The organism is Streptomyces sp. NPDC007901 (genome assembly GCF_042959465.1).
Classification (GTDB): domain Bacteria; phylum Actinomycetota; class Actinomycetes; order Streptomycetales; family Streptomycetaceae; genus Streptomyces.
On record NZ_JBIBKW010000015.1, the window covers coordinates 52,817 to 74,414 of the forward strand.

17 protein-coding genes and 5 pseudogenes are annotated in these 21,598 nt (G+C 66.7%); 7 read left to right on the plus strand and 15 right to left on the minus strand.

The window, feature by feature from the left end; all coding sequences use genetic code 11:
• Positions 1-17 precede the first annotated feature (17 nt).
• The 9 genes and pseudogenes from ACFZDK_RS37785 to ACFZDK_RS37825 form a co-directional block, all read right to left on the minus strand.
• Positions 18-785: an endonuclease/exonuclease/phosphatase family protein gene (locus ACFZDK_RS37785; protein WP_028808459.1), complete on the minus strand. Its 768-nt coding sequence runs from the start codon at positions 783-785 to the stop codon at positions 18-20.
• A 77-nt stretch (positions 786-862) separates the two neighbouring features.
• Entirely contained in the window at positions 863-1,627 is a 765-nt protein-coding gene (locus ACFZDK_RS37790) for a hypothetical protein (RefSeq protein ID WP_390979518.1), read from the minus strand.
• Between the two features lie 733 nt (positions 1,628-2,360).
• Entirely contained in the window at positions 2,361-3,302 is a 942-nt protein-coding gene (locus tag ACFZDK_RS37795) for a TauD/TfdA family dioxygenase (protein ID WP_390979257.1), read from the minus strand.
• A gap of 47 nt (positions 3,303-3,349) precedes the next feature.
• Entirely contained in the window at positions 3,350-4,210 is an 861-nt protein-coding gene (locus ACFZDK_RS37800; RefSeq protein WP_390979259.1) for a cupin-like domain-containing protein, read from the minus strand.
• 100 nt (positions 4,211-4,310) lie between these two features.
• Complete coding sequence (acpS, locus tag ACFZDK_RS37805) at positions 4,311-4,721, minus strand: holo-ACP synthase (protein ID WP_390979261.1); 411 nt, start codon at positions 4,719-4,721, stop codon at positions 4,311-4,313.
• 103 nt (positions 4,722-4,824) lie between these two features.
• Positions 4,825-5,085: an acyl carrier protein gene (locus tag ACFZDK_RS37810; protein WP_020122423.1), complete on the minus strand. Its 261-nt coding sequence runs from the start codon at positions 5,083-5,085 to the stop codon at positions 4,825-4,827.
• Positions 5,082-6,371 carry a type III PLP-dependent enzyme gene (locus ACFZDK_RS37815; protein ID WP_390979264.1) on the minus strand — a complete coding sequence of 430 codons (1,290 nt, stop codon included), beginning with the start codon at positions 6,369-6,371 and terminating at the stop codon, positions 5,082-5,084. The genes ACFZDK_RS37810 and ACFZDK_RS37815 overlap by 4 nt, the downstream gene beginning before the upstream one ends.
• Complete coding sequence (locus ACFZDK_RS37820) at positions 6,368-7,717, minus strand: ATP-grasp domain-containing protein (RefSeq protein ID WP_390979265.1); 1,350 nt, start codon at positions 7,715-7,717, stop codon at positions 6,368-6,370. Before ACFZDK_RS37820 ends, ACFZDK_RS37815 begins: the two co-directional genes overlap by 4 nt.
• Positions 7,718-8,101: 384 nt before the next feature.
• Positions 8,102-8,584 (minus strand): annotated as a pseudogene (locus ACFZDK_RS37825) (transposase family protein); the annotation flags it as partial.
• 362 nt (positions 8,585-8,946) lie between these two features.
• On the opposite strand from ACFZDK_RS37825, the gene ACFZDK_RS37830 reads away from it, so the two are divergent.
• From ACFZDK_RS37830 to ACFZDK_RS37845, 4 genes and pseudogenes are all read left to right on the plus strand, one after another.
• Positions 8,947-10,146 carry an IS30 family transposase gene (locus ACFZDK_RS37830; protein ID WP_390979520.1) on the plus strand — a complete coding sequence of 400 codons (1,200 nt, stop codon included), beginning with the start codon at positions 8,947-8,949 and terminating at the stop codon, positions 10,144-10,146.
• Between the two features lie 12 nt (positions 10,147-10,158).
• Positions 10,159-10,438 (plus strand): annotated as a pseudogene (locus ACFZDK_RS37835) (integrase core domain-containing protein); the annotation flags it as partial.
• A gap of 137 nt (positions 10,439-10,575) precedes the next feature.
• On the plus strand, positions 10,576-11,448 hold the full coding sequence (locus tag ACFZDK_RS37840; protein ID WP_390979267.1) for a helix-turn-helix domain-containing protein: 873 nt from the start codon (positions 10,576-10,578) through the stop codon (positions 11,446-11,448).
• Between the two features lie 579 nt (positions 11,449-12,027).
• Positions 12,028-12,300 carry a hypothetical protein gene (locus ACFZDK_RS37845; protein WP_390979536.1) on the plus strand — a complete coding sequence of 91 codons (273 nt, stop codon included), beginning with the start codon at positions 12,028-12,030 and terminating at the stop codon, positions 12,298-12,300.
• A 43-nt stretch (positions 12,301-12,343) separates the two neighbouring features.
• Here ACFZDK_RS37845 and ACFZDK_RS37850 read toward each other — a convergent pair.
• Positions 12,344-12,832: pseudogene (locus tag ACFZDK_RS37850) on the minus strand (IS110 family transposase); the annotation flags it as partial.
• A 324-nt stretch (positions 12,833-13,156) separates the two neighbouring features.
• Between ACFZDK_RS37850 and ACFZDK_RS37855 the strand changes: the two are divergent.
• Positions 13,157-14,362: pseudogene (locus ACFZDK_RS37855) on the plus strand (IS110 family transposase).
• A gap of 54 nt (positions 14,363-14,416) precedes the next feature.
• Here ACFZDK_RS37855 and ACFZDK_RS37860 read toward each other — a convergent pair.
• From ACFZDK_RS37860 to ACFZDK_RS37870, 3 genes and pseudogenes are all read right to left on the minus strand, one after another.
• A pseudogene (locus tag ACFZDK_RS37860) lies at positions 14,417-14,915 on the minus strand (IS5 family transposase); the annotation flags it as partial.
• A gap of 122 nt (positions 14,916-15,037) precedes the next feature.
• On the minus strand, positions 15,038-16,366 hold the full coding sequence (locus tag ACFZDK_RS37865; RefSeq protein ID WP_390979269.1) for a TRAM domain-containing protein: 1,329 nt from the start codon (positions 16,364-16,366) through the stop codon (positions 15,038-15,040).
• 200 nt (positions 16,367-16,566) lie between these two features.
• Positions 16,567-18,612, minus strand: coding sequence for an amino acid permease (locus tag ACFZDK_RS37870; protein WP_390979271.1), 2,046 nt, complete (start codon positions 18,610-18,612; stop codon positions 16,567-16,569).
• Positions 18,613-18,975: 363 nt separating this feature from the next.
• Here ACFZDK_RS37870 and ACFZDK_RS37875 point away from each other — a divergent pair, with 363 nt between their 5' ends.
• Positions 18,976-19,647 carry a TrkA family potassium uptake protein gene (locus tag ACFZDK_RS37875; protein WP_355709980.1) on the plus strand — a complete coding sequence of 224 codons (672 nt, stop codon included), beginning with the start codon at positions 18,976-18,978 and terminating at the stop codon, positions 19,645-19,647.
• Positions 19,647-20,318 (plus strand): NAD-binding protein, encoded by a 672-nt coding sequence (locus ACFZDK_RS37880; RefSeq protein ID WP_390979274.1) that lies wholly within the window; start codon positions 19,647-19,649, stop codon positions 20,316-20,318. Before ACFZDK_RS37875 ends, ACFZDK_RS37880 begins: the two co-directional genes overlap by 1 nt.
• Positions 20,319-20,381: 63 nt before the next feature.
• On the opposite strand, the gene ACFZDK_RS37885 is transcribed toward ACFZDK_RS37880, so the two are convergent.
• Both ACFZDK_RS37885 and ACFZDK_RS37890 read right to left on the minus strand, forming a co-directional pair.
• Complete coding sequence (locus ACFZDK_RS37885; RefSeq protein ID WP_390979276.1) at positions 20,382-21,137, minus strand: DUF3159 domain-containing protein; 756 nt, start codon at positions 21,135-21,137, stop codon at positions 20,382-20,384.
• A gap of 3 nt (positions 21,138-21,140) precedes the next feature.
• Positions 21,141-21,539 carry an OB-fold nucleic acid binding domain-containing protein gene (locus ACFZDK_RS37890; protein ID WP_390979278.1) on the minus strand — a complete coding sequence of 133 codons (399 nt, stop codon included), beginning with the start codon at positions 21,537-21,539 and terminating at the stop codon, positions 21,141-21,143.
• Positions 21,540-21,598 lie beyond the last annotated feature (59 nt).

Genomic DNA, 21,598 nt, shown 5'->3' on the forward strand with positions numbered 1-21,598 from the left:
CGTACGTCCCGCCCGAGCTACATCAGAAAACTTGCTTGGCAATATGAATGGTCCGAACCGGTCGACGCCACCGTGGTGGTGAGCAACCGGATCGATTCCCCGTAGAGAATGTAGTCCTTCTGTACGCCCTGGGGCGTTGTGGGGGTGCCGTCGAATGCGTTGAAATAACGACCCGGACGCAGAACATCGACCAGCAGGTCCCTGATCCGCGCGTAGTTCAGGTCGACGGCGGCGAGTGCTGGACCGGCGGCGCCGACGGCCAGCAGGTCGGCCGTCAGCATGCGCCACATCTGCGCAAAAACCGGCTCGGTCGGGCTTATTCCGAAGTGCTGGAGCGGAAAGCAGTGCCCATTGACCAGTCCGAGCGTTCCCCAGCCCAGATCCAACTGGCCGACCACATAACCCTTGTCGTGCAGCTCCCAGTTCTCGCCGTTCGGGCCGACGACCCGGAGCCGGGGATTCGGGAACTGCTTGTACACGGCATCCCGGATGGGGAACCGGGACACGATCCCCAGCGCCAGGGAAGCGTCCTCCACCATGTGAGACCTGCTTGTCGGGAAGGACGCGAAGTACGGATACCCCAGATGCTTCGCCAGCCATTCCGCCTGGCCCACCTGACGTCCGTGGTAATCGTGCGCCTCCTGCAGACACAGCACGTCGGGCCCACATTCCTCCAGGACTGACGCATAACGATCGAGTGATGGATCCACGCCTCGCTGATGGGACTCGCCGAGGATCCCTCCCCCGATATTCCAGGTCCCGACCTTCAGAGGTGCAGGCTCCATAAACGCATCCTATCTGGGTGAAGAACCTTCATGGAATCGCGCGTGGCCGGCGACCGGCTGACAGGGAGACCCGCGGTTCACCGACGCAGGACCCTCGCGTATTTGAGGTCGGGGAGCAGGCTGAGATGTTCCTCTCGCACCAGGTCGAAGCGGAGTGCGAACGCGACCAGGGCTTCGCGCTTGGAATGCATGCGACCCTCGTCCACATATTTGGCCCACTGGCTGACCGGGAGCTTCCGGTCGGCCAGATAGTCGATGTGGTAGTTGATGCTGCTCCGGTTCGCGCCCCTGAATTGCTTGGTCCGCTTGAGTCTTTCGGCCACCTCCTGAACGGACGGTACGGCCGCCATGGACGAACCGCGCAACCGTGGCTCACACAGCGCGACGAGAACGGCGAAATACTTACTTGACGTATCCAGCTTGGATACAGCGGAGGCGGAAAACGTGGTGGCCTGGTCGGACCGAAGCAGGACCGGCGGGGAAGCGAAGACGGTGATTTCACTTACGCTCGTACCGGTAGGTATCAGGATGCGTGACATCTCGAACGGGATTACCATGTCCAATTGACGGGGACGTGCTTTTACGAGTTCCGTGCCGCCTTCCAGGTTCTCGATCGCGAAGGTAGTGCTTGCGGTGAGGTTCGAGAAGAGGAGGTGCCGGTCGGAAACCTCGAACGCTCCAATGCCGGGCGCGGCGCCGGGTTGCAGTTTTTCGGTACCACTCACCCTGCCGAAACTCAGTCGATCGCCGGCCCTCAGTCTGCTCTGCTCCGCGAACTGGGGACCGTCGGGGTGGCGCGGGTTGGACCAGCTCACAATCACTTCTATATCAGCTTCAACCATAGTGCGCACGCGAGAGAGCCTTCCTCGTCTTGTTCCCCTGGGGGAATGCGAAAGTTGACCCGGCATCGAGCAGCTTTTCGTGGACGCTTGAAATTTCCGCGCGGCCGACGCGGATCGGATCAAGCGGATGAAAGTCCTTCAAGCTGCTCGAACCGGTTCGCTATCGTCAGCACCAGTCCACGGCAGAAGTCATCGACTGTATCTATTGAAGGAGGCATGCCTCGAAGTGGCCTCTCACGCAAAATCCCGTCGAACGGCCGACTGAGTCGGCAGGTTGGCTGTCGCGCATCAGAGCATCGCCCCTGTGTCACAGATGTCCCCTACTGCAAGGGGCTCGGACCATATCCCGACGACCGAAGCACCCGTGTCGTTACGCGAGGACGGACCTTGGCGTCGAAAGCTTGCACCCCCGCAGCCACCGGAACCGTGTGCAGCCCGGGGTTCGCGAGCCTTAGGTTCATCATGCAGGAACCCTCCCCGTATCGCGATCGAGATTAACCTATCGAGCGCCGAGAACCGTAGCAATCAAGAACGGATAAATTCGGTGCTTCATGAAACGAGGGCGCAACCCACCCGAAAACGCCGGCAGGGATATTCGCGGCGAGTTCGGTACGCACGTGTATGTATTATGCCGCCGAGGCCTAGTTGACAGATTCGACGCATGCTGTTCGGCGGCGGGTGAATTTTGCCCTCTGTGTCTTGATCATCCATGTTCGCGCGACAATGAGCGGATTCAGTGGCCCTGTCCGAGGGCAACGAGGAATTCAGGGGCGCCCGCGATCGGCGATCGACCCAGGGCCATGGAGACGTTGTCGGTGATCAGCAAATCTCCGCGGCGCCACGGAACGTCGATCCGCGAGGAGTCGTAGGCATGGTCTATGGCCTTCACATCTTCCTCCGACAGTGGCGACCCGTCACCGAAGAAGGAGTCCATCGGGAGGTACTTCCCGAACGCCCTGGCCATGAACCGGCGTTCCGCAGGCTCCAGGCTGCCGGCATTGAGGAAGGAGAGCTGATTGAACCAGCAGACATCGCCGGTCACCGGATGGTCGATGAAGCCGGGCAGGTGCCGCACGGTGTGCAGGGCACCGTTGGGGAGCCACTCGGATTCGATTCCCTCCGTCTTGAGAAGCTCCTCAAGGGATGCGCGATCCGTCCTGGAAAATGCCTCCTGCCACGAAATGCCGAATCCAGCGTGGAAGGTCCGGGCCATGGTCCAACCGTCCGTCCGTACCCGGTCGGCGAGGTGCGCGGGCAAGTGCTGGCCTATCCGACGGGCGTCACCGAGGTAGGCTCGCCCGTCGCCGTCCGGCGGCGTGACGCACGCAGTGAGCACCACCGAGGGGAACGTGCGGCTGAAGGAACTCTCCTGCACCGGGCAAATGTGCCGGTCCAGCGGCCAGCTGATGGGTGAAAGGATGTGGTTGCCGAAGTCGCTCCGGTGGTTGAACGCCTCAGTAGGTGTGAAGTTGTCGACCCCCAGGGAATTCCGTGCCTCGGCCAGACCGTCTGGTCCGTCTATCGGCAGGCCATGGACCATGACCGCTCCGTGGACCAGCAGCTGGTCACGAATGGCCGCCGTCGTCTCCCGCAGCCACGAGAACGGGGAGTCGACCGGGGCCTCGAAGGTCGGGATGGATATTTCCTCCTTCAGCATGGGGGCGTTCTTGCTCACGTGACTCCTCCTCCTGGATCCGGCCCTGCCGCGCTCGATCCCGCCGTTCAGGAGGCCGGCGCGACCTCGTGGGTGGCGTGAAAGTACTTGACCGTGGCATCCGTAGAGCCGCCGGACTCAAGATATGCCGCAAAACGGGCGGCATTTACTTCATGGACGAAGTTCCACGTTATCGAGACGCTGGGCGCGAGAGCGACAGCCGCGTGAAGCCACCCGGCAGGGATATAGATGGCGTCACCGGGGGAAAGGGTGACGTCCACAGCGGGTCGGACTGCTCTCCAGGTGGGAAACCGCTCGTCGTCCGGCTCCTCCAGGTCGACGACGGCATCTCCGTCCGACAGGAACTCGCCCGCGCTCGGGGGGTACATCACAAAGCGCTTCGCCCCGGTGACCTGACAGAGCACAGCATCGCTGGCCCATGGATCCACGTGCAGCCGAGTACGGCCTCCTGCGGCGCAGACGAAGAAGCCCTTCGCGGGAAATCTGTCCCTTACCGGATCAGCATTCTCCTTGATGGGCGGGAACACATAGCCCCCCGACGGGACCCATGACGGAGCTGTCCAGCTTTCCGCGAGTTCTGCGAACGCCTCGTCTGCACATATCATTTGGAAGTGGCGCTGGCGGGCGTACCAACGTACGTACGACACGGGCTTCGCACCGGTCCGTTCGGATGCTATCGCCGACACATAGTCGCTGAACCTCATCGAGCGCTGCATCTCGAACAGGGTGTCGAAGACAGGAACGTGGTACGCGCCGAATTTCTCTGCCAAGGGCTCCAGGTCCCACGGCGAAGCCAGCGGCCCGCTGCGCGTGAAGCAGTTCCTGGCCACGAACGGCGTGTTCTTGGCAAGGTAGGTGTTTACAAATTCGTTCTGATCAACCTCTGATGTCGAGTCGCGATCAGTCACTCAAGACCCCCTAACGCGAGAGAACAGCTGGAAGCCGGCCGGGACGCGGCGGACGCGCAGGTCCGTCGCAGGCCATGTGAGTGGGCAGGGCCGCTGCCGTTCATGAGCTCCGCGACCGTGCGTCGCAGTCCCCCGGCCTCTCGGCCACCCCTATCGCCACCGCCACCACAAGCTCCGCTTGATGAGTGAGCGTGACTTCCAGGCCACTCAATCCCAGTTCGTCGGCGATGCGCCGGGCGCCGCCGCTCAGCGTGACGACGGGTCTCCCCCAGGAGTCGCCGCGCACCTCGATGTCCCGCCAACGGACCCCCTGCCAGAATCCCCGTCCGAGGACCTTGCATGTCGCCTCCTTGACGCAGAATCGGCCCGCCAGCCGCTCCACGCTGCGTTCCGGCCCCAGAGTGCAGGCCTGGGCGAGCTCGTCCTCGGTGAAGACCAGCGAGCGGTAGCGGTCGTGCCGTGCGATCGGGGAGAACCGCTGGACGGAGAGCAGGTCGACACCGACCCTCATACCGGCTCCCTCCGCCAGCACCCGGCGGTCCCCGTCGCCGAGGACGAGGACGCCTCCGCTGCGGCAGCAGTGATCACGGTCATCTGACGCCCCTCCGTCGGCTTCAGGACACCAGGCCCGAAACCTCGGCGGCCAGGTAGTCGGCCAGACTCCCGACGGTCTGGAACACCTCGGGCTGCAGGTCTTCCACGTCCAGCTCCAGGCCCATGGTGTCCTCCAGGGCCATCAGCAGTTCGATGACGCTGGTGGAGTCCAGTGAAAGGTCCTCGACAAGGCGGACGTTCTCCTCCAGCTGTCCGATCTCCCTGTTGAGTACGCTGGAGAGCGCGATCCGGATGTGCTCGACAATCTGCTCGCGGTTCACGAGACCTCATTTCGCGTGCCGGCCGACGACGCGCGTCGGCTGTACAGGTGTTGTTGACGCAACAGGTCATCAGGCAGATCACGGCTGCGCACGAGGTGCGCCTCGCCGTCCCGGACGAGAACCTCCGCGGGAAAGCCGTGTCCGAGGAAGAACCCGGGTGAGGCCGAGGGACCGTAGGCACCCGACCGTTCGACGCCCAGCAGGTCACCCACGTGCAGCGGCGGCAACGCGGCACGCTTGAGCAGGGTGTCGTTGGGCGTGCAGAGGGGGCCGGTGACGTTCCAGCTCTGCAGCTCGTCACCGGAGTCACGGTTGAGCAGTCGCACGGGAAAGTTGCGTTTGGCGAACGAGCCGATGCCTACCGCGGCCATGTGGTGGTTGGTGCCGCCGTCCGCAACCGCGAACATCTCGCCCATCGATTCCTTCACGTAGCGCACCGACACGATGTAGATGCCTGCCGGGGCGGTCAGATAGCGGCCTGACTCCATCAGCAGCCGCGTACCTGGGTGGCTCCGCGTGAACTCCTCGATCTGCGGGTTGAGTTCCTTGGCCAGCTCCGCCGCACCGAGGTCGTCCTCACCCTCGAAGTAGGGCACCCCCAGGCCGCCGCCGATATCGACGGCCGCCATGCGGATTCCGGTGGCCGCCGCGACGCGATCGGCGAGTTCCAGGATGTAACGCGTGTTCTTCGCGACCACCTCGGCCTCGAGTATCCGGGTGCCCATGTAGACGTGGATCCCCGCCAACTCGACATGGCGGTAACGCGACGTCAGGTCCCCGGCAGCGAGCACCTGGGCCTCGTCGATGCCGAACTGCCGCGGCTTGCCGCCCATGGTCAGCCGGGATCCGCTGGCAAGGAAGGCCGGGTTGATCCGGAGCATGACCCGCTGCCGGACACCGCTCTCGGACGCGAGCCGCTCGATGCGGTCCACCTCGTCGAGCGACTCGGCGACGATGGCGTAGATGCCTGCCCGCAGGCAGGCATTCAGTTCCTCCTCGCTCTTGCCGGGCCCGAGGAAGATGATGTCCTGCGGCTGAGCTCCGGCCAGCAGCGCGGTGCGCAGCTCGACCAGTGAGGACACTTCCGCGTGCGCGCCGCCCTCCCTGAGTGTGCTGAAGACGCTGACATTAGGGTTGGACTTCAGCGAGAAGAGGATTTCGAGTGCGGGGTGCAGCGCCTCGGACAACTCGCGCAGGCGCCGCAGCAGAACATCACCGTCGTAGACATAGAGAGGCGTGCCGAAGCGCTCCGCCAGCTCTGTGTAGGTGATCCCTTGGATGCTCATGAGCTCCCCCTTGCCACCAGAGTGCGCAGACGTTCCTCGGTCCGGCTCCGCAAGGCGAGCGCCGAGCCGGCGTCGGCGGCGATGCAGATTCCGTATATGCGCCCGTGGAACGGACCGTCCCCCGGACCGATGCCCGCGTTCAGCGTGGCGAAATTGTTGACGAGAACGCCCGGAACATGGGTTCCGTCGAATATGGATCGGCCAAGGACGGCGGCAACCTCGGCAAAGGAGTGGGCCCGCGAGGGTTTGAGGTTGAAGGTTGCCGCGATGGCGTGACGTCCTGCTGAGAGAAAGCGCTCCGCAATTCGGCTCTGATAGGTCGACATGTTGAATCGCGCGTTGATTTCCAAGCAGGGGTACAACACCCCGTCCGGGCCGATCATGGCGTCCACGCCGACAATTCCATAGTAGCCGTCCGCGTGCAGCGCGCGGCCGATCAGAAGAGCCGACTCATGCAGCGTGCCGAGATGCTCCTCGGAAAGATCCACCGGGAAACGATGTCCTTGGTGCACGTTGTTGTGCAGCACCGCCTCCTTCACGGCCTCGAACCGGACCTGCCCAGAACGGCTCACCAGGAACTGGTAGTTGAGATCCGTGACATCTTCGATCCAGGACTCGACCACCATGTCCACCCGCGTCTGCTGCCCGCGGCGGCCGATCAGCCGGAGCAGCCGGTCAGCGGCCGCCCGGTCCGGCAGCACCACCATGCCCCGCCCCGATACACCCAGCGACTCCTTCACCACCACCCGGCCGCCGCGGGCGCATTGCGCCTCGACCGCTGCGGCCAGGTCGGCAACCGTTTCGCACACCACACCCGGTACGGCGGCCAGCCCGAGCGAGTCGACCAGACGACGGCTGTAGATCTTGCCGTTCACCCGCTTGCAGACCTCTGCACGTGGGCCGGCCAGTGGCAGGCCCACCGCCTGGGAGAGCTGTTCCTCGGCTGCGGAAATTCCCATCGGCATAAGGTACGTACGGCCGTCCGCCAGCCCGCGCAGGAAGTCCAGCGTCCGGGGCGATTCCAGCGCGTCCTCCGTGACGGTGCGTGAGGGCAGGGACGCCTCGACCGCGACCACTTCACCGGCCGAGGCGTCGACCGCACGCAGGTACGCGGCATAGTCACTGTCCATCGGCGCCTTCAGGAGCACGATGTCCGCGCTCTCGGCGAGCAGGACGCCCATCTCCTCCATACGGTTGACCGTCGCCGAGGCGAAGGAGATGCCCGCGCCCGGCAGTTTGGGTTCACCGACAGCCCAGCTGCGTTCCACTTCAAAATTATTGATATATACGAATCGCGCATTCTCGTCCTGGACGAGATCGCGCTTCAATCGTTCGGCGAAACCCACTGCGACTCCTCGGTACCGCGATAGTTCCTGCAAGCCATGGCACCGCACACTTGTGTCGACAATGCAGCGTAAAGATGGCATCCGGTACTGGCACCTGTCAGTACGTCAGCCTGCCGTGACCGTCCTCGGTCTTCACGGCAACGGTGGGCAGAGAACAGTCCGTTCATGTCGCTTCGTTCCTTTTTCAGAGCCTGTTGTCAGCGTACGAGTGAGCGTGGTTATGGCAAGATTTCCGTAGGCGGAGATCATCTGAGTGCGGCGGTCACCGGAGCCGCCTAACGACCGGCGTAGGTGCGCGATCAGTACGACGCGGTGACCCAAGAGGGGGTCCCCAACGCTGGGCCTCTCCCTCTGAGCGTGGCCAGCCTTGGACACTGAGGTCTTTCAGCGTTGCCGCTCCAGCGTGAGGACAGCCGCGGCGACTGACGTCATTCGATGGGGCTGCACCTGGATCTGCGGAAGATGCGCCAGGACTTCAACCGTGTGTCGCCGCGCTCGACCGGTGCCCATGCCGCGGACAGCGCGCGGTTGACGGTTTGCTGGGTCGGCGTGAGCTCGCGGCCCGGCGGTCGTCTGAGGGGTGTCACCACCCTGCGCCGGCCCCAATGTAGGCGGGATCGGCGAGGACCGGGACACCCCGCCGTTTGCAAGACCCGGATGATCCGATGGGCGCGGGCGGCCCTCAGGTCGTGGCGCGGCCCGGTAGCGCGGACGAGATCCACAGCAACCGCCTGACGGGGTCGGTCTCCACCTGCACGTTCACTCGGCGCCGACGGTGCTTGTGGGAATAGTCGGCGCGGCTGTCGCCGCCCCGGTCACCGACGCCAGGGCGCCGTCCAGCAGCACGTAGTCCGGATCCGCCTCGCGCCTCGAAGCCGCCGCCCATACCCGGGGTGGCGGCCTGGACGGAGCGGTCTTCCATAGTGACAACGGAGCGCAGGGTGGATTCAACTGGTCGTCGCAACACCCTGATCTCGGAGGTGTGCGACGTGGCTACGGCGAACTGGAGTTTGAAGACCAGCGATGTCCCGGAGGGGCGGCGTCGGCAGTGGCGCGCTGACCGTGCGTTGCGGCCGGCGATGCGTTCGCCGGGGCAGCCTGATCCGTCTCGGGTCGTGCAGCGCCAGTTCTGGCGACTGATCGCCACGGGGGTCACGACGGTGGAGGCGTCGTTGGCGGTCGGCGTGTCGTGGCCGGTGGGTGCGAGGTGGTTTCGTCACGCTGGCGGCATGCCTCCGATCTCGTTGGCCGAGCCCTCGGGCCGGTACCTCACGTGCGAAGAGCGCGAGGAGATCGCGATCCTCATGGCGATGAGCAAGAGCGTGCGCGAGATCGCCCGCGCCCTGGGGCGAGACCCCGGGACAATCTCTCGCGAACTGCGCCGCAACGCCGCCACACGCGGCGGCAAGCAGGAATACCGCGCGACGGTCGCCCAGTGGAAGGCTCAGCAGGCGGCCAAGCGCCCGAAGACCGCGAAACTCCTGGGCAACGACCGGCTGCGTGAGTACGTAGAGGACCGGCTCGCCGGCAGCATCCGTCGCCCCGACAACATGACCGTCACCGGGCCCAAGACGCCCGCATGGAAAGGGCTGAACAAGCCGCACCGTCAGGACAGACGTTGGGCGACGGCATGGAGTCCGGAGCAGATTTCGCACCGACTCCGTGTCGACTTCCCCGATGATGAGTCCATGCGCATCAGCCACGAAGCGATCTACCAGGCGCTGTTCATCGAAGGCCGTGGCGCGCTCAAGCGGGAACTGGTGACGTGCCTGCGCACCGGCCGGGCGCTGCGGGCTCCCCGCGCACGGTCGCAGAACAAGCCGCAGGGGCATGTCACCGCGGACGTCGTCCTCAGCGAACGCCCCGCCGAGGCCACGGACCGCGCGGTCCCCGGACACTGGGAAGGCGATTTGATCATCGGGACGGGCCGCTCCGCGATCGGCACGCTTGTCGAGCGCAGCAGCCGCTCCACGCTCCTGGTGCACCTGCCCCGTCTGGAGGGCTGGGGCGAGAATCCGCCCGTGAAGAACGGCCCCTCGCTCGGGGGCTATGGCGCGATCGCGATGAACGCGGCGCTCACCACGTCGATGACGCAATTGCCTGAGCAGCTACGTAAGACCCTCACCTGGGACCGTGGGAAGGAACTCTCCGGTCATGCTCAGTTCGCTCTCGATACCGGTACGAAGGTGTTCTTCGCCGATCCGCACTCGCCCTGGCAACGACCGACGAACGAGAACACGAACGGGCTGCTACGCCAGTACTTCCCGAAGGGCACCGATCTCTCCCGCTGGTCGTTCACGGACCTCGAAGCCGTCGCCATGGCGATCAACAACCGGCCCCGCAAAGTCCTGGGTTGGCGGACGCCGGCCGAGGTCTTCGAAGAACAGCTACGCTCGCTGCAACAGCCCGGTGTTGCAACGACTGGTTGAACTCACCCAGTAGCGTCGAAAGAGTTCGCGAAGGTGTGCCGCCTACTCGACGTGATCCGCTCGCGCGGAGCGGTCGGCACCAGCGCGGACAACGCCGCCCCGGAGAGGTTCAACGCAACCCTCAAGAAAGAGACCCTACAGGGGAAAACGCTGGTCAGGGACGTATGCGGTCGGTCTCGCGGGGTTCCGGCGGGTCACCCGCTACAACAGCAGACGCAGGCACTCGAGGCTTGGCTACATCGGCCCGATGGCCTTCGAACAGCGATCAGTTACGCTGGCCGCTACCGCATAGCAAACGGTGTCCACGCTTCGGGGGAAGTCTCAGACCTACGAACTCGCTCCGCCCACCGCTCACGCGGCTTGACAAGCTTCGTAGGGAATCCCTGGCACAGGCAAACCGCGAAGAACGAGCCCAATCATACTGTCTGCATGGATCAACTTGATAGGCACGCCGCACTGGGTGGATTCCTGCGCTCGCGCCGTGCCCGCCTGCGGCCTGAGGACGTGGGCCTCCCGCCCAAGGGCCACGCGGGCCAAGGAGCCGAACTGCGCTGCGAGGAGTTGGCCCAGCTCGCCGAGGTCAGCACAACTTACTACTCGCGGCTAGAGCAAGGTTACGGCCGGATCGTCTCTGCCGAGGTGCTGGACGCAATTGCTCGCGCACTGCGGTTGACCAACGCCGAACATACCTATCTCAGACATCTGGCGGAAATGACGTTCACGCAGTGTCGAATGTCCCAGCCGCAAGAGGTGCGGCCGACGGTGTGGCAGTTCATCGACTCGATGGACAAGGTATCGGCCCTCGTTCTCGGCCGCCGGCTGGACATCCTGGCATGGAATCGGCTGACAAGCGTCCTGATCAAGGACTTCGCGACGCTGCCGCCCACCGAGCGAAACATGGCCCGGCTTATCTTCCTCGACCCAGAGGCGCAAGAACTGTACTTGGACTGGGAAGCGAAGGCCGCCGAGACGGTGAACGCGCTCCGGATATATGCCGACCATCACGCGCACGACCGCCAGCTCCACTCGCTTGTCGGAGAGCTGTCTGTGAAGAGCAATGACTTCCGCAGGTTGTGGGCCGCACACACGACTGCAGAGAAGAGCCACGGCAGCAGACACATGCACCACCCGCTGGTGGGCGACTTGATCCTGTCATACGAAACCCTGAGACTGCCCGACGACCACGACCAGTCGATCGTGACTTATCACGCCAAGCCCGGCTCCGCCTCAGCGGATACGCTGAGTATGTTGGCGAGTTGGACCGCGGGCGAGGCCGTGGATCCCGGCACGGGCATGCAATGAGGGCCGAGCCCAGGCGGTCGACTGATTCTGTGCCCCCGCCCTTCACGCCGCGCTAAGCCAGCGCTCCGGCCTCTCGACCCGGTGCTTTCCCGGTGGATCTGCGCCGTGTTGAACTCGCGGGCGGGACAGGCTCGTCGGGCGTCGCCGGCGACAGGTACCACCATGGCGTCCGTGAAGATGCCGGAGTCTGCTGGAGATGCCCGTGCCCCTGCCGCCCCTTGTGGAGGTCCAGCGGCTCGACGGAGCGCTGGCTTCGATCGAGGCGGGAACGCATCGCGAGGAGGAGCCGTCGGAGTCAACGTGGTGGGTCACAGCTGACCTTCGGCTCCGGGACGACTGGGGGATCATGCTCGGCACTCCTCGTCCCGAGCTCCTGGAGGACGGCGAACCGCTCGGTTCCTTCGTACGGGAGATGAAGCCGTCCCGCTCAACCCGCGGCTTCGAGGTGCCGGCGGCACTGCTGGGCACGCTTCCGGTCGTGGACGTGAGTGTCCTGGGGGCCGTCCTACCTGGCGATGGGCCGCGACGTCGTCCACCACCGTCACCCTCATCGCCCCGGGCGACCTCCTGATCGCCCGCATGGACGAGTACTCGTACGCCACCGTCGCGCAACGCCCGGCCGTCGCGGATCCGGGCATCTTCGTCCTCCGGCTGCATGACCAGTCACAAGGACCTGCGCTCGCGCACTTCCTGAACGGGCGCGAGGGGCAGACCAGGAGGCGCAAATTCTTGCGGGGCATGACGCTTCCGTCCTTGCAGAGGGCGGACATCGAGAGATTCCCGATCCCGGCAGAAGCCCTCGAGTTCGAAGGAGACGTCGATCCGGACGTGGGGTTGGCGTCAGCGCCTTGAGCATCCGGCGCCCAGAGACGCCGAGGAAGTCGGAGACCACCGAGGTCAGTTTGATCCCGCAGTCCTCCAGCAGGTTCTGCAGCCGCTGGGCCTCCCGGGCCCGTTCGCGCACCACGCCAGTCCGGTACCGGGTCAGGTCCCGCAACTGCCGGATCGGTCGCGGGGGCACGAACGAGGGACGGACCAGACCGTGTTCGACCGGCTTCGCGATCCACTCCGAGTCCTTCACATCGGTCTTGCGGCCGGGAACGGCCTTCATGTGGCGGGCGTTGAGCAGCCAGCACTCCATGTCGTTCTCCAGCAGGTAGAACACCGGCTTCCAGTACGAGCCGGTGGCTTCCATACCCACGACCGTGACGCCCTCGGCGAGCAGCCAGTCCCGCATCGCCAGCAGCCCCGACGTCATGGCCGGGAAGGTCCTCACCTCTCCGCGGCGCCTGGTCCCCTTCCCCCGTCCCGGGACTCGGATACACACCTTCACGTCCGCTTTGCTGATATCGATCCCGGCGCAGCGTTCATAGACGACGTCCACCGCCGGCCTCCCCTTCGTGCGTCCCAACGGGGCACGACCGTCCGGCGGGGTCCCAGGAGGCGAAAGAGTCTGATACGCGTGCTCGAAGCAACACTTCCGAGCGCCTGACGAGCGGGTCCCCGGCGTCCTGCTGATTGACGGGCTCGGACACGCCAAGTGGCCACGACGTCAGCCGGACAGTCACACCCGATTTTCCCGCCCTCGGGGCGACGCCGACAGGCGTCCGGCTTGCTCATTGGGATGCGCGCGACAAGATCGCTTGGTAAGGACACGCTGGCGAGGTCGTCTGCTCGGACAAGTGCAGGAGCGATTTCAGAGGTGGGGGTGCCCGAACTCTGGGCTGGTACGGACGCGGGCAAGGCCGAGCATCACTGTGTGGTGATCGACGCCGACGGCAAGCGAAAGCTGTCGCGACGGGTGGCCAACGACGAGACTGCACTGCTGCAGTTGATCGCCGATGTCCTCGCACTCAGCGAGGACAAGCCTGTGACCTGGGCGATCGACCTCAACGCCGGCGGGGCCGCCCTGCTGATCGCGCTGCTGACCGGCCACGAGCAGCATGTCCTCTACCTCCCCGGACGCACCGTCCACCACGCCTCCGGTTCCTACCGGGGCGACGGGAAGACGGACGCGAAGGACGCCTTCGTCATCGCCGACCAGGCGCGCATACGCCGCGACCTTCAGCCGATGCGCCGAGGCGACGAGATCGCCGTCGACCTGCGGATCCTCACCTCGCGCCGCTTGGATCTGGCCGCGGACCGCACCCCGGGCGATCAACAGGATGCGGACCCAGATGCTGGAGTACTTTCCCGCCCTGGAGCGAGCCTTCGACTACAAGACCTCCAAAGCGTCACTGGTGCTGCTGACGGGTTACCAAACCCCTGCCGGCCTGCGCCGGATCGGGAAGAACCGGCTCGCGAGCTGGCTGAAGAACCGCAAGGTCCGCAATTCCGGACCTGTCGCGGCCATTGCGATCGAGGCTGCTGAGGCTCAGCACACTTCTGTCCCGGGAGAGAACCTGGCCGCCCTCATAGTGGCCAAGCTTGCGAAAGAAGTGCTGGCCCTCACGAGGAAATCGCCGAGACCGACTCACTGATCGAAGGCCGGTTCCGCGACCACCCCTACGCCGAGGTCATTCTGATCATGCCCGGCCTCGGGCCCATCCTGGGGGCCGAGTTCATCGCTCATACCGGCGGTGACTTGAGCGTCTTCGGCAGTTCCAATCGCCTCGCCGGTGTTGCGGGACTGGCCCCGGTCCCCAAGGACTCCGGTCGCATCAGCGGCAACATGCGCCGGCCACGGCGCTACTGTCGACGCCTACTGCGGGTTTTCTACATGTCCGCCATGGTCGCTGCCCGGTGCTGTCCCGTTTCGAAGGCGTTCTACGAGCGCAAACGAGTCGAAGGGAAGAGTCACAAGCAGGCCGTCATCGCCCTTGTACGCCGCCGCTTGAACGTCTTGTGGGCCCTCATACGAGACGGCCGCACAATTGAGATCACCGCACCGCCGAACCCCACCGTGCTGGTCTGACCTACTCACAGCGAGTCACCAGTCGGGCTTCACAAGCCCATTGGGAATCGTTTAGTGACCCTCGACCATGGGCTTCAGCCCCTCGCTGTCGTGGACGCTGGCGGCGGAGACGCCGACGACCAGAGGCAGTCCGTTCGCGTCCGACAGGACGTGCATCTTGGAACCCGGCTTGCCCCGGTCCACGGGACTCGGGCCTGTGTGTTGCCCCCTTTTTAGCGCGCACGTGTGCGGAGTCGAGGACGACGCGGGAGACATCGATGAGGCCGGCGTCGTCGAGCCGATGCAGGACCGCCTCGTGCAGCTGGCCCCACACCCCTGCCCGCGACCAGATCAGGAACCGCCGGTGGGCCGCCAACTTCGAAATCCCGAAGCACGGCGGCAGAGACCGCCAGGCACAGCCGCTCATCAGCACGTAGACGATCGCCGCGACCAGCGTCTCATCAGGCGTGTCCTGCGTCCCTCCGCCCTGCGGCCGTACCTTCGACGGTGGGATGAACGGCTTCGCAATCTCCCACAGCCCGGCCGGAACAATCCAACCGAAAACTCGATTGATCCGCGCTACCTGATCCAGGACGACCACCTCACGCTCCGTCAGACACAGCGTCGAACGAGCGTCAAGACATCTCCGGAACCCGTCTCTTACAGAGTTGAGGCAGAGCGTTAGAAAGCCGCAGGTCAGAGCCCCTTTGCAGCAGGCTCCAAAATCGCCACGCACTCCACGTGCGACGTCATCGGAAACAGATCGAACGCCCGCAGGGTCCGCACCCGGTACCCCCCGTCCCGGAAGTACGCCAGGTCGCGGGCGAGGGCCGCCGGGTCGCAGGCGACGTAGGCGATGCGGCGGGCGGTGAGGGAGGTGAGGTGTTCGACCGTCTTGCGGCCCGCGCCCGCGCGGGGCGGGTCGAGGACGATGAGGTCGACCTCGGTGATGCCGGTGCGCGGGAGGACCGACTCGACCTTGCCCTGTTCGACGCGGACCCGCGGGAAGTCGGCGAGGTTGTGCCGGGCGTCCTCCACCGCGCGCTTGCCGGACTCGATACCGAGGACCGCGCCCTTCTCGCCGAGGCGGTCGGCGAGGGCGCCGGCGAAGAGGCCGACGCCGCAGTAGAGGTCCAGGGCCATCTCGCCCTTGCGCGGGAGCAGGCCCTGCATGACGGCCGTGACCAGGGTGTCCGCCGCCTTCGGGTGGACCTGCCAGAAGCCGCCGCTGCCGACGCGGTGGGTACGGCCGTCGGCGCGCTCGCGGACGAAGGCGCGGCCGTGGACGCGGTGGATGCCGCCGTCGTGCTCGTCGACGCGCATGACCGAGACGGGCCGGTCGAGTTCGACGAGGGGGAGGCGGGCGCCGGGGCGCGGTTCCAGGATGACCATGCGGTCCTGGGAGCCCGTCGCGGCGATCGCGTCGACCGAGACCATGCCCGACCAGTCGCGCTCCTCGATGCCCAGCTCGCTGATGCCCGGCGCCGCGATCATGCAGTGCTCGATCGGCTCCACCTCGTGCGAGCGGTGCCGGCGCAGTCCGGCGTTGCCGTCGGCGTCGACCGCGTACTGGACGCGCGTGCGCCACTGCGGTACCTCGCCGGCGGGCAGCTTGTCGCCCTCGGCGGGCATCACCGTGCCGTCCCAGCCGGCCTCCTCGGGCGTGAGGCCCGCGAGCCGCCGCAGCTGTTCGGCGATCACCTCGCCCTTGAGCCGGCGCTGGACACCCGGCTTGGCGTGCTGCCAGTCGCAGCCGCCGCAGCGGCCGGGGCCGGCGTAGGGACAGGGGGCCCCGACCCGGTCCTTGGACGCGTCGAGGATGTCGACCGCGTCGGCGCGCAGGAAGCGGGCCCCCTCCTCGCCCTCGGTCACCCGGGCCACGACCCGCTCGCCGGGCAGCGTGTGCCGGACGAACAGCACCTGGCCCTCGGCGGTGCGGGCGATGCAGTGCCCGCCGTGCGCGACCGGGCCGACCTCGACCTCGTACTCCGTCCCCACCAGCGATTTCTTCGGTTCTGCCTGCATGGCGGGGTGACTCCAGATCGAGGGGAGGGGAACGGCCCGGGCGAGGGCCGACGACAGCCCACCAGTCTACGTGGTCCGCGCCGCGCCCCGTCCCGCCCAGCCGCCGCTCGGCCCCGTCCCGCCCAGCCGCCGCTCGGCCCCGTCCCGCCCAGCCGCCGCTCGGCCCCGTCCCGCCCAGCCGCCGCTCGGCCCCGTCCCGCTCAGCTGCTGCTGGGCTCCTTCGGCCGTGCCTCCGCCGGACCACGCCGTACCGCACCCGGCGCGTTCCACTCCTGCCGCTTGCGGGCCCGGATCTTGGCCGCCTCGGAGGACGCCAGCTGGTAGGGCACGGAGGTCACCATCACGCCGGGCGTGAACAGCAACCGGCCCTTGAGCCTGAGCGCGCTCTGGTTGTGCAGGATGTGCTCGTACCAGCGGCCGACGACGTACTCGGGGATGATCACGGAGACCGCGTCCCGCGGCGACTGGGCGCGCAGGCTCTTGACGTACTCGATGATCGGCCGGGTGATCTCGCGGTAGGGCGAGTCGAGGACCTTCAGCGGCACGTCTATCCCGCGCCGTTCCCACTCCTCGCGCAGCGCCTTCGTCTCGGCCGGGTCGACGTTGACGGTGAGCGCCTCCAGGGTGTCCGAGCGCATCAGCTTGGCGTAGGCCAGGGCGCGCAGGGTGGGGCGGTGGATCTTGGAGATCAGCACGACCGAGTGGACGCGCGAGGGGCGGACGAGGTCGTCGTCCGGTTCCTCGGGGGCCGAGATCTCCTCGGAGACGCGGTCGTAGTGCTTACGGATCGCGGTCATCGTGGCGTAGAAGATGCACATGCCGAGCAGCGCCACCCAGGCGCCGTGGGTGAACTTCGTGACCAGGACGACGACCAGCACCAGGCCGGTGAAGAAGGCGCCGAAGGCGTTGATCGCGCGGGAGCGGATCATGTGGCTGCGCTTGGCCGGGTCCTTCTCCACCGCCAGGTGGCGGTTCCAGTGCCGGACCATGCCGGTCTGGCTGAGTGTGAAGGACACGAACACGCCGACGATGTAGAGCTGGATCAGGCGGGTCGAGTCGGCGCCGTAGATGACCACCAGCAGGGCGGCGGCGCCGGCGAGCAGCACGATGCCGTTGGAGAAGGCGAGCCGGTCGCCGCGGGTGTGCAGCTGGCGGGGCAGGTAGCGGTCCTGGGCGAGGATCGAGCCGAGCAGCGGGAAGCCGTTGTACGCGGTGTTGGCGGCCAGGAAGAGGACCAGGGCGGTGGCGGCGGCGAGCAGCACGAACAGGAAGCTGCCCTTGCCGAAGACGGCCTCGGCGACCTGGGAGATCACCGGGTTCTGGACGTAGCCGGAGCCGATCGGGACGCCGTTGTGGAGCAGGTCGCTGGCCGGGTTCTCGGCCATGCGGACCTTGGTGACGGCGGCGAGCGCGATGATCCCGCAGAACATCGTGACCGCCAGCAGACCCATCATGGCCAGCGTGGTCGCCGCGTTCTTCGACTTCGGCTTGCGGAAGGCCGGCACACCGTTGGAGATGGCCTCGACGCCGGTGAGCGCGGCACAGCCGGAGGAGAAGGCGCGCAGCAGGAGGAAGACGAGGGCGAAGCCGGCCAGGCCCTGGTGCTCCGCCTTGATGTGGTAGTCCGCCGTCGGGGCGCGCATCGTGTCCCCGAGGACCAGGCCCCGGAACGCACCCCACGCGATCATGATGAAGACGCCGCCGACGAACACGTACGTCGGGATCGCGAAGAGCTTGCCGGACTCCTTCACCCCGCGCAGGTTCATGAGCGTCAGCAGCACGATCACGGTGACCGCGCAGAAGACCTTGTGCTCGACGACGAAGGGGACCGCGGAGCCGAGGTTCTCGATGCCGGAGGCGATGGAGACGGCGACGGTCAGGACGTAGTCGACGAGCAGGGCGCTGGCGACGGTGAGGCCGGCCTTGGCGCCGAGGTTGGTGGTGGCGACCTCGTAGTCGCCACCGCCGCTCGGGTAGGCGTGCACGTTCTGCCGGTAGGAGGCGACCACCGTGAACATCAGCACCACGACCGCGACCGCGATCCAGGGGCTGAAGTGGTACGCCGACACGCCCGCGATGGACAGGACCAGCAGGACCTCCCCCGGCGCGTACGCGACGGAGGACAGCGGGTCGGAGGCGAAGACGGGGAGGGCGATGCGCTTCGGCAGGAGCGTTTCGCCCAGCCGGTCACTGCGCAGTGCGCGCCCGATCAGGATCCGTTTGGGCACGTCGGTCAGTTTGGACACGAGAGAGGATCGTAGGCCTTCCACCTGGCAGGTCTCCAGCCGCAGTGCCGGATCTGCCTCACGGGTGAAAAAGATGACGTATGGAACTGCGGATTCCGCAGCTTACGCCCGATCCGTGCCTAGATGGCAGACCCCGCCTGTCGTCGCACTTCGGAGGTTCCGTGCCCGCAACCGCAGAGCTGATCGGTGCCGCGGTCGCCCTTGTCGGCCTCGGAATCCTCACCGTCTGGAGCGTGCGCAGCATCACTCGGCGATGAGCGTCGCCAAGGGGTGCCCGGCCGGGACGGTGCGTGTGTAGCTTGGGGCTCGGTCTGAGACCCTGATGGGGCTGAGCAGTAACTTTGGGACACCGGAAGGACGGTCGTGCACATCGTCATCATGGGCTGCGGCAGAGTGGGTTCCGCTCTCGCCCAGACCCTGGAGCAACAGGGGCACACGGTCGCCGTGATCGACCAGGACCCCACCGCCTTCCGCAGGCTGGGCCCCGGATTCGGCGGCCGCCGGGTCACCGGGGTCGGCTTCGACCAGGACACCCTGCGCGAGGCGGGCATCGAGGAGGCCGGCGCCTTCGCCGCCGTCTCCAGCGGTGACAACTCGAACATCATCTCCGCGCGGGTCGCCCGCGAGATGTTCGGTGTGGAGAACGTCGCGGCCCGGATCTACGACCCGCGGCGCGCCGAGGTCTACCAGCGTCTCGGCATCCCGACCGTCGCCACGGTCCGCTGGACCGCCGACCAGATGCTGCGCCGGCTGCTGCCCTCGGGCGCGGAGCCGCTGTGGCGCGACCCCACCGGCGGGGTCCAGCTCGCCGAGGTGCATGTCTCCCCGAAGTGGGTCGGCCACAAGATCAGCAAGCTGCAGGAGGAGACCGGCGTCCGGGTCGCGTTCCTCACCCGGCTCGGCGAGGCGATGCTGCCCACCTCGCAGACGGTGCTGCAGGAGGGCGATCTGGTGCACGTGATGATGCGGACGGACGACGTCGACAAGGTCGAGGCCGCCTTCGCCGGGGGTCCGGAAGAGGAGGGCGGTCACTGATGAGGGTCGCCATTGCCGGTGCCGGCGCCGTCGGCCGCTCGATCGCGGGCGAGCTGCTGGAGAACGGCCACGAGGTCCTGCTGATCGACAAGGCCCCGACCGCCATCTCGGTCGAGCGGGTCCCCCAGGCGGAGTGGCTGCTCGCCGACGCCTGTGAGATCACCTCCCTCGACGAGGCGGCGCTGCAGCGCTGCAACGTCGTGATCGCCGCGACGGGCGACGACAAGGTGAACCTGGTCGTCTCGCTCCTCGCGAAGACGGAGTACGGCGTTCCGCGCGTCGTCGCCCGGGTCAACAACCCCAAGAACGAGTGGCTGTTCAACGAGTCCTGGGGCGTGGACGTGGCCGTGTCCACCCCGCGGCTGATGTCGGCGCTGGTCGAGGAGGCGGTGAGCGTCGGCGACCTGGTCCGCCTGCTCCGCTTCAGCCACGGCGACGCCAACCTCGTCGAGCTCACCCTGCCCGAGGAGTCGGCGCTGGCCGGCACCCAGGTCGGCGACGTGGAGTGGCCCGAGGACACCTCGCTGGTCACGATCATCCGCGGCACCCGGGTCCTGACGCCGTCCCGCGAGGACTCCCTGGAGGCGGGCGACGAACTTCTCTTCGTCGCCGCCCAGGCCCGCGAGGAGCAGCTGGAGGACCTGCTGTCGGTCCGGCGCGAGGACGGCTGACGTACCGCGCATGCGGAAGGGGCGCTCTCCGCGCGGAGAGCGCCCCTTCCGTCGTACCGGTGGCTACTTGCGGTGGCGACCGCCGGCGGCCTCGCCGTGCTCCGCGGCCGGCGCCGCCTTGCGCTCCTCCTCGGCCTTCTCGGCCTCCTCCATCTCCGCGAACACGTCGATCGGAGCCGGCGCCTTCGCCAGGAAGACCCAGGTGAGCCACACGGCGAGCAGGAACGGCGGGATCTTCAGCGCGACCAGCACCCAGCCGAGCTGCGCGGTGTTGGCCCACCAGTACAGCGGGAAGAGGATCGCGCACTTGGCGAGCAGGATCAGGCCCCACGCCCAGCTGGCCTTGGCGTAGGCCTTCTTGCGGCCGGGGTTGCGGGTGCGCCAGGAGAGGTTCTCCTTGAAGACCGGGCCGAGGATCAGGCCGATCAGCGGCACCCCGCACAGGGTCGTGATGATGTACGCCAGCGCCAGGCCCAGCGTGTAGAGCATGCCGGGCAGGTAGAAGTCCTTGGCGTTGCCGGTCATCATCGCGAAGACCACACCGAAGGCGACGCCGAAGACACCGCTGAAGGCGTGCTTCACGGTGTCCTTCATGACGAGGCGCACCACGACCAGCACCACGGAGACCGCGAGGGCGGCGATCGCCGACCAGTGCAGGTCCTTGTTGATGGTGAAGATCGTGACGAACAGCAGGCCCGGCAGGACGGTCTCGACCATGCCGCGCACGCCGCCGAAGGCCTCGAACAGCGCGGCCTCGGTCACCGCCCGCGCATCGTCCCGCGCCTGCGTGTCTTCGGTCGGCTTGTCGAGCGACGTCACCGGCTACTCCCTACCGAGGGGTCTCAGTTCGTACTTGGGATTGAACAGCACCCGGCGGCCCCGGCTCATCGAGATCCGGCCAGACGCGATCAGCCTGCGCCCCGGTTCTATGCCCACGATGGAGCGCCTGCCGAGCCACACCACGTCCAGCGCGGCGGAGCCGTCGAACAGCTCGGCCTCCAGGGCCGGGACTCCGGCGCGCGGCCGCAGGGTGACCGTGCGCAAGGTACCAGTAACGGTGACGATCTGCCGGTCGTGGCAGTCGCCGATCCTGGTGCAGCCCGCCGTGTCGGCTTCCTCGCGCAGCTCCTCCGACTCCAGGTCCTCCTGGGAGGTGGAGAGCCGGTCGAGCATGCGCCGGAACCGGCCGGCCGGCTTTTCGGAACGAGGAACAGCACTCATGTCTGAAGCGTACCGGGGCCCGCCGACACCGCCGTAGTCCAGCTCACTTCGCGACCCGG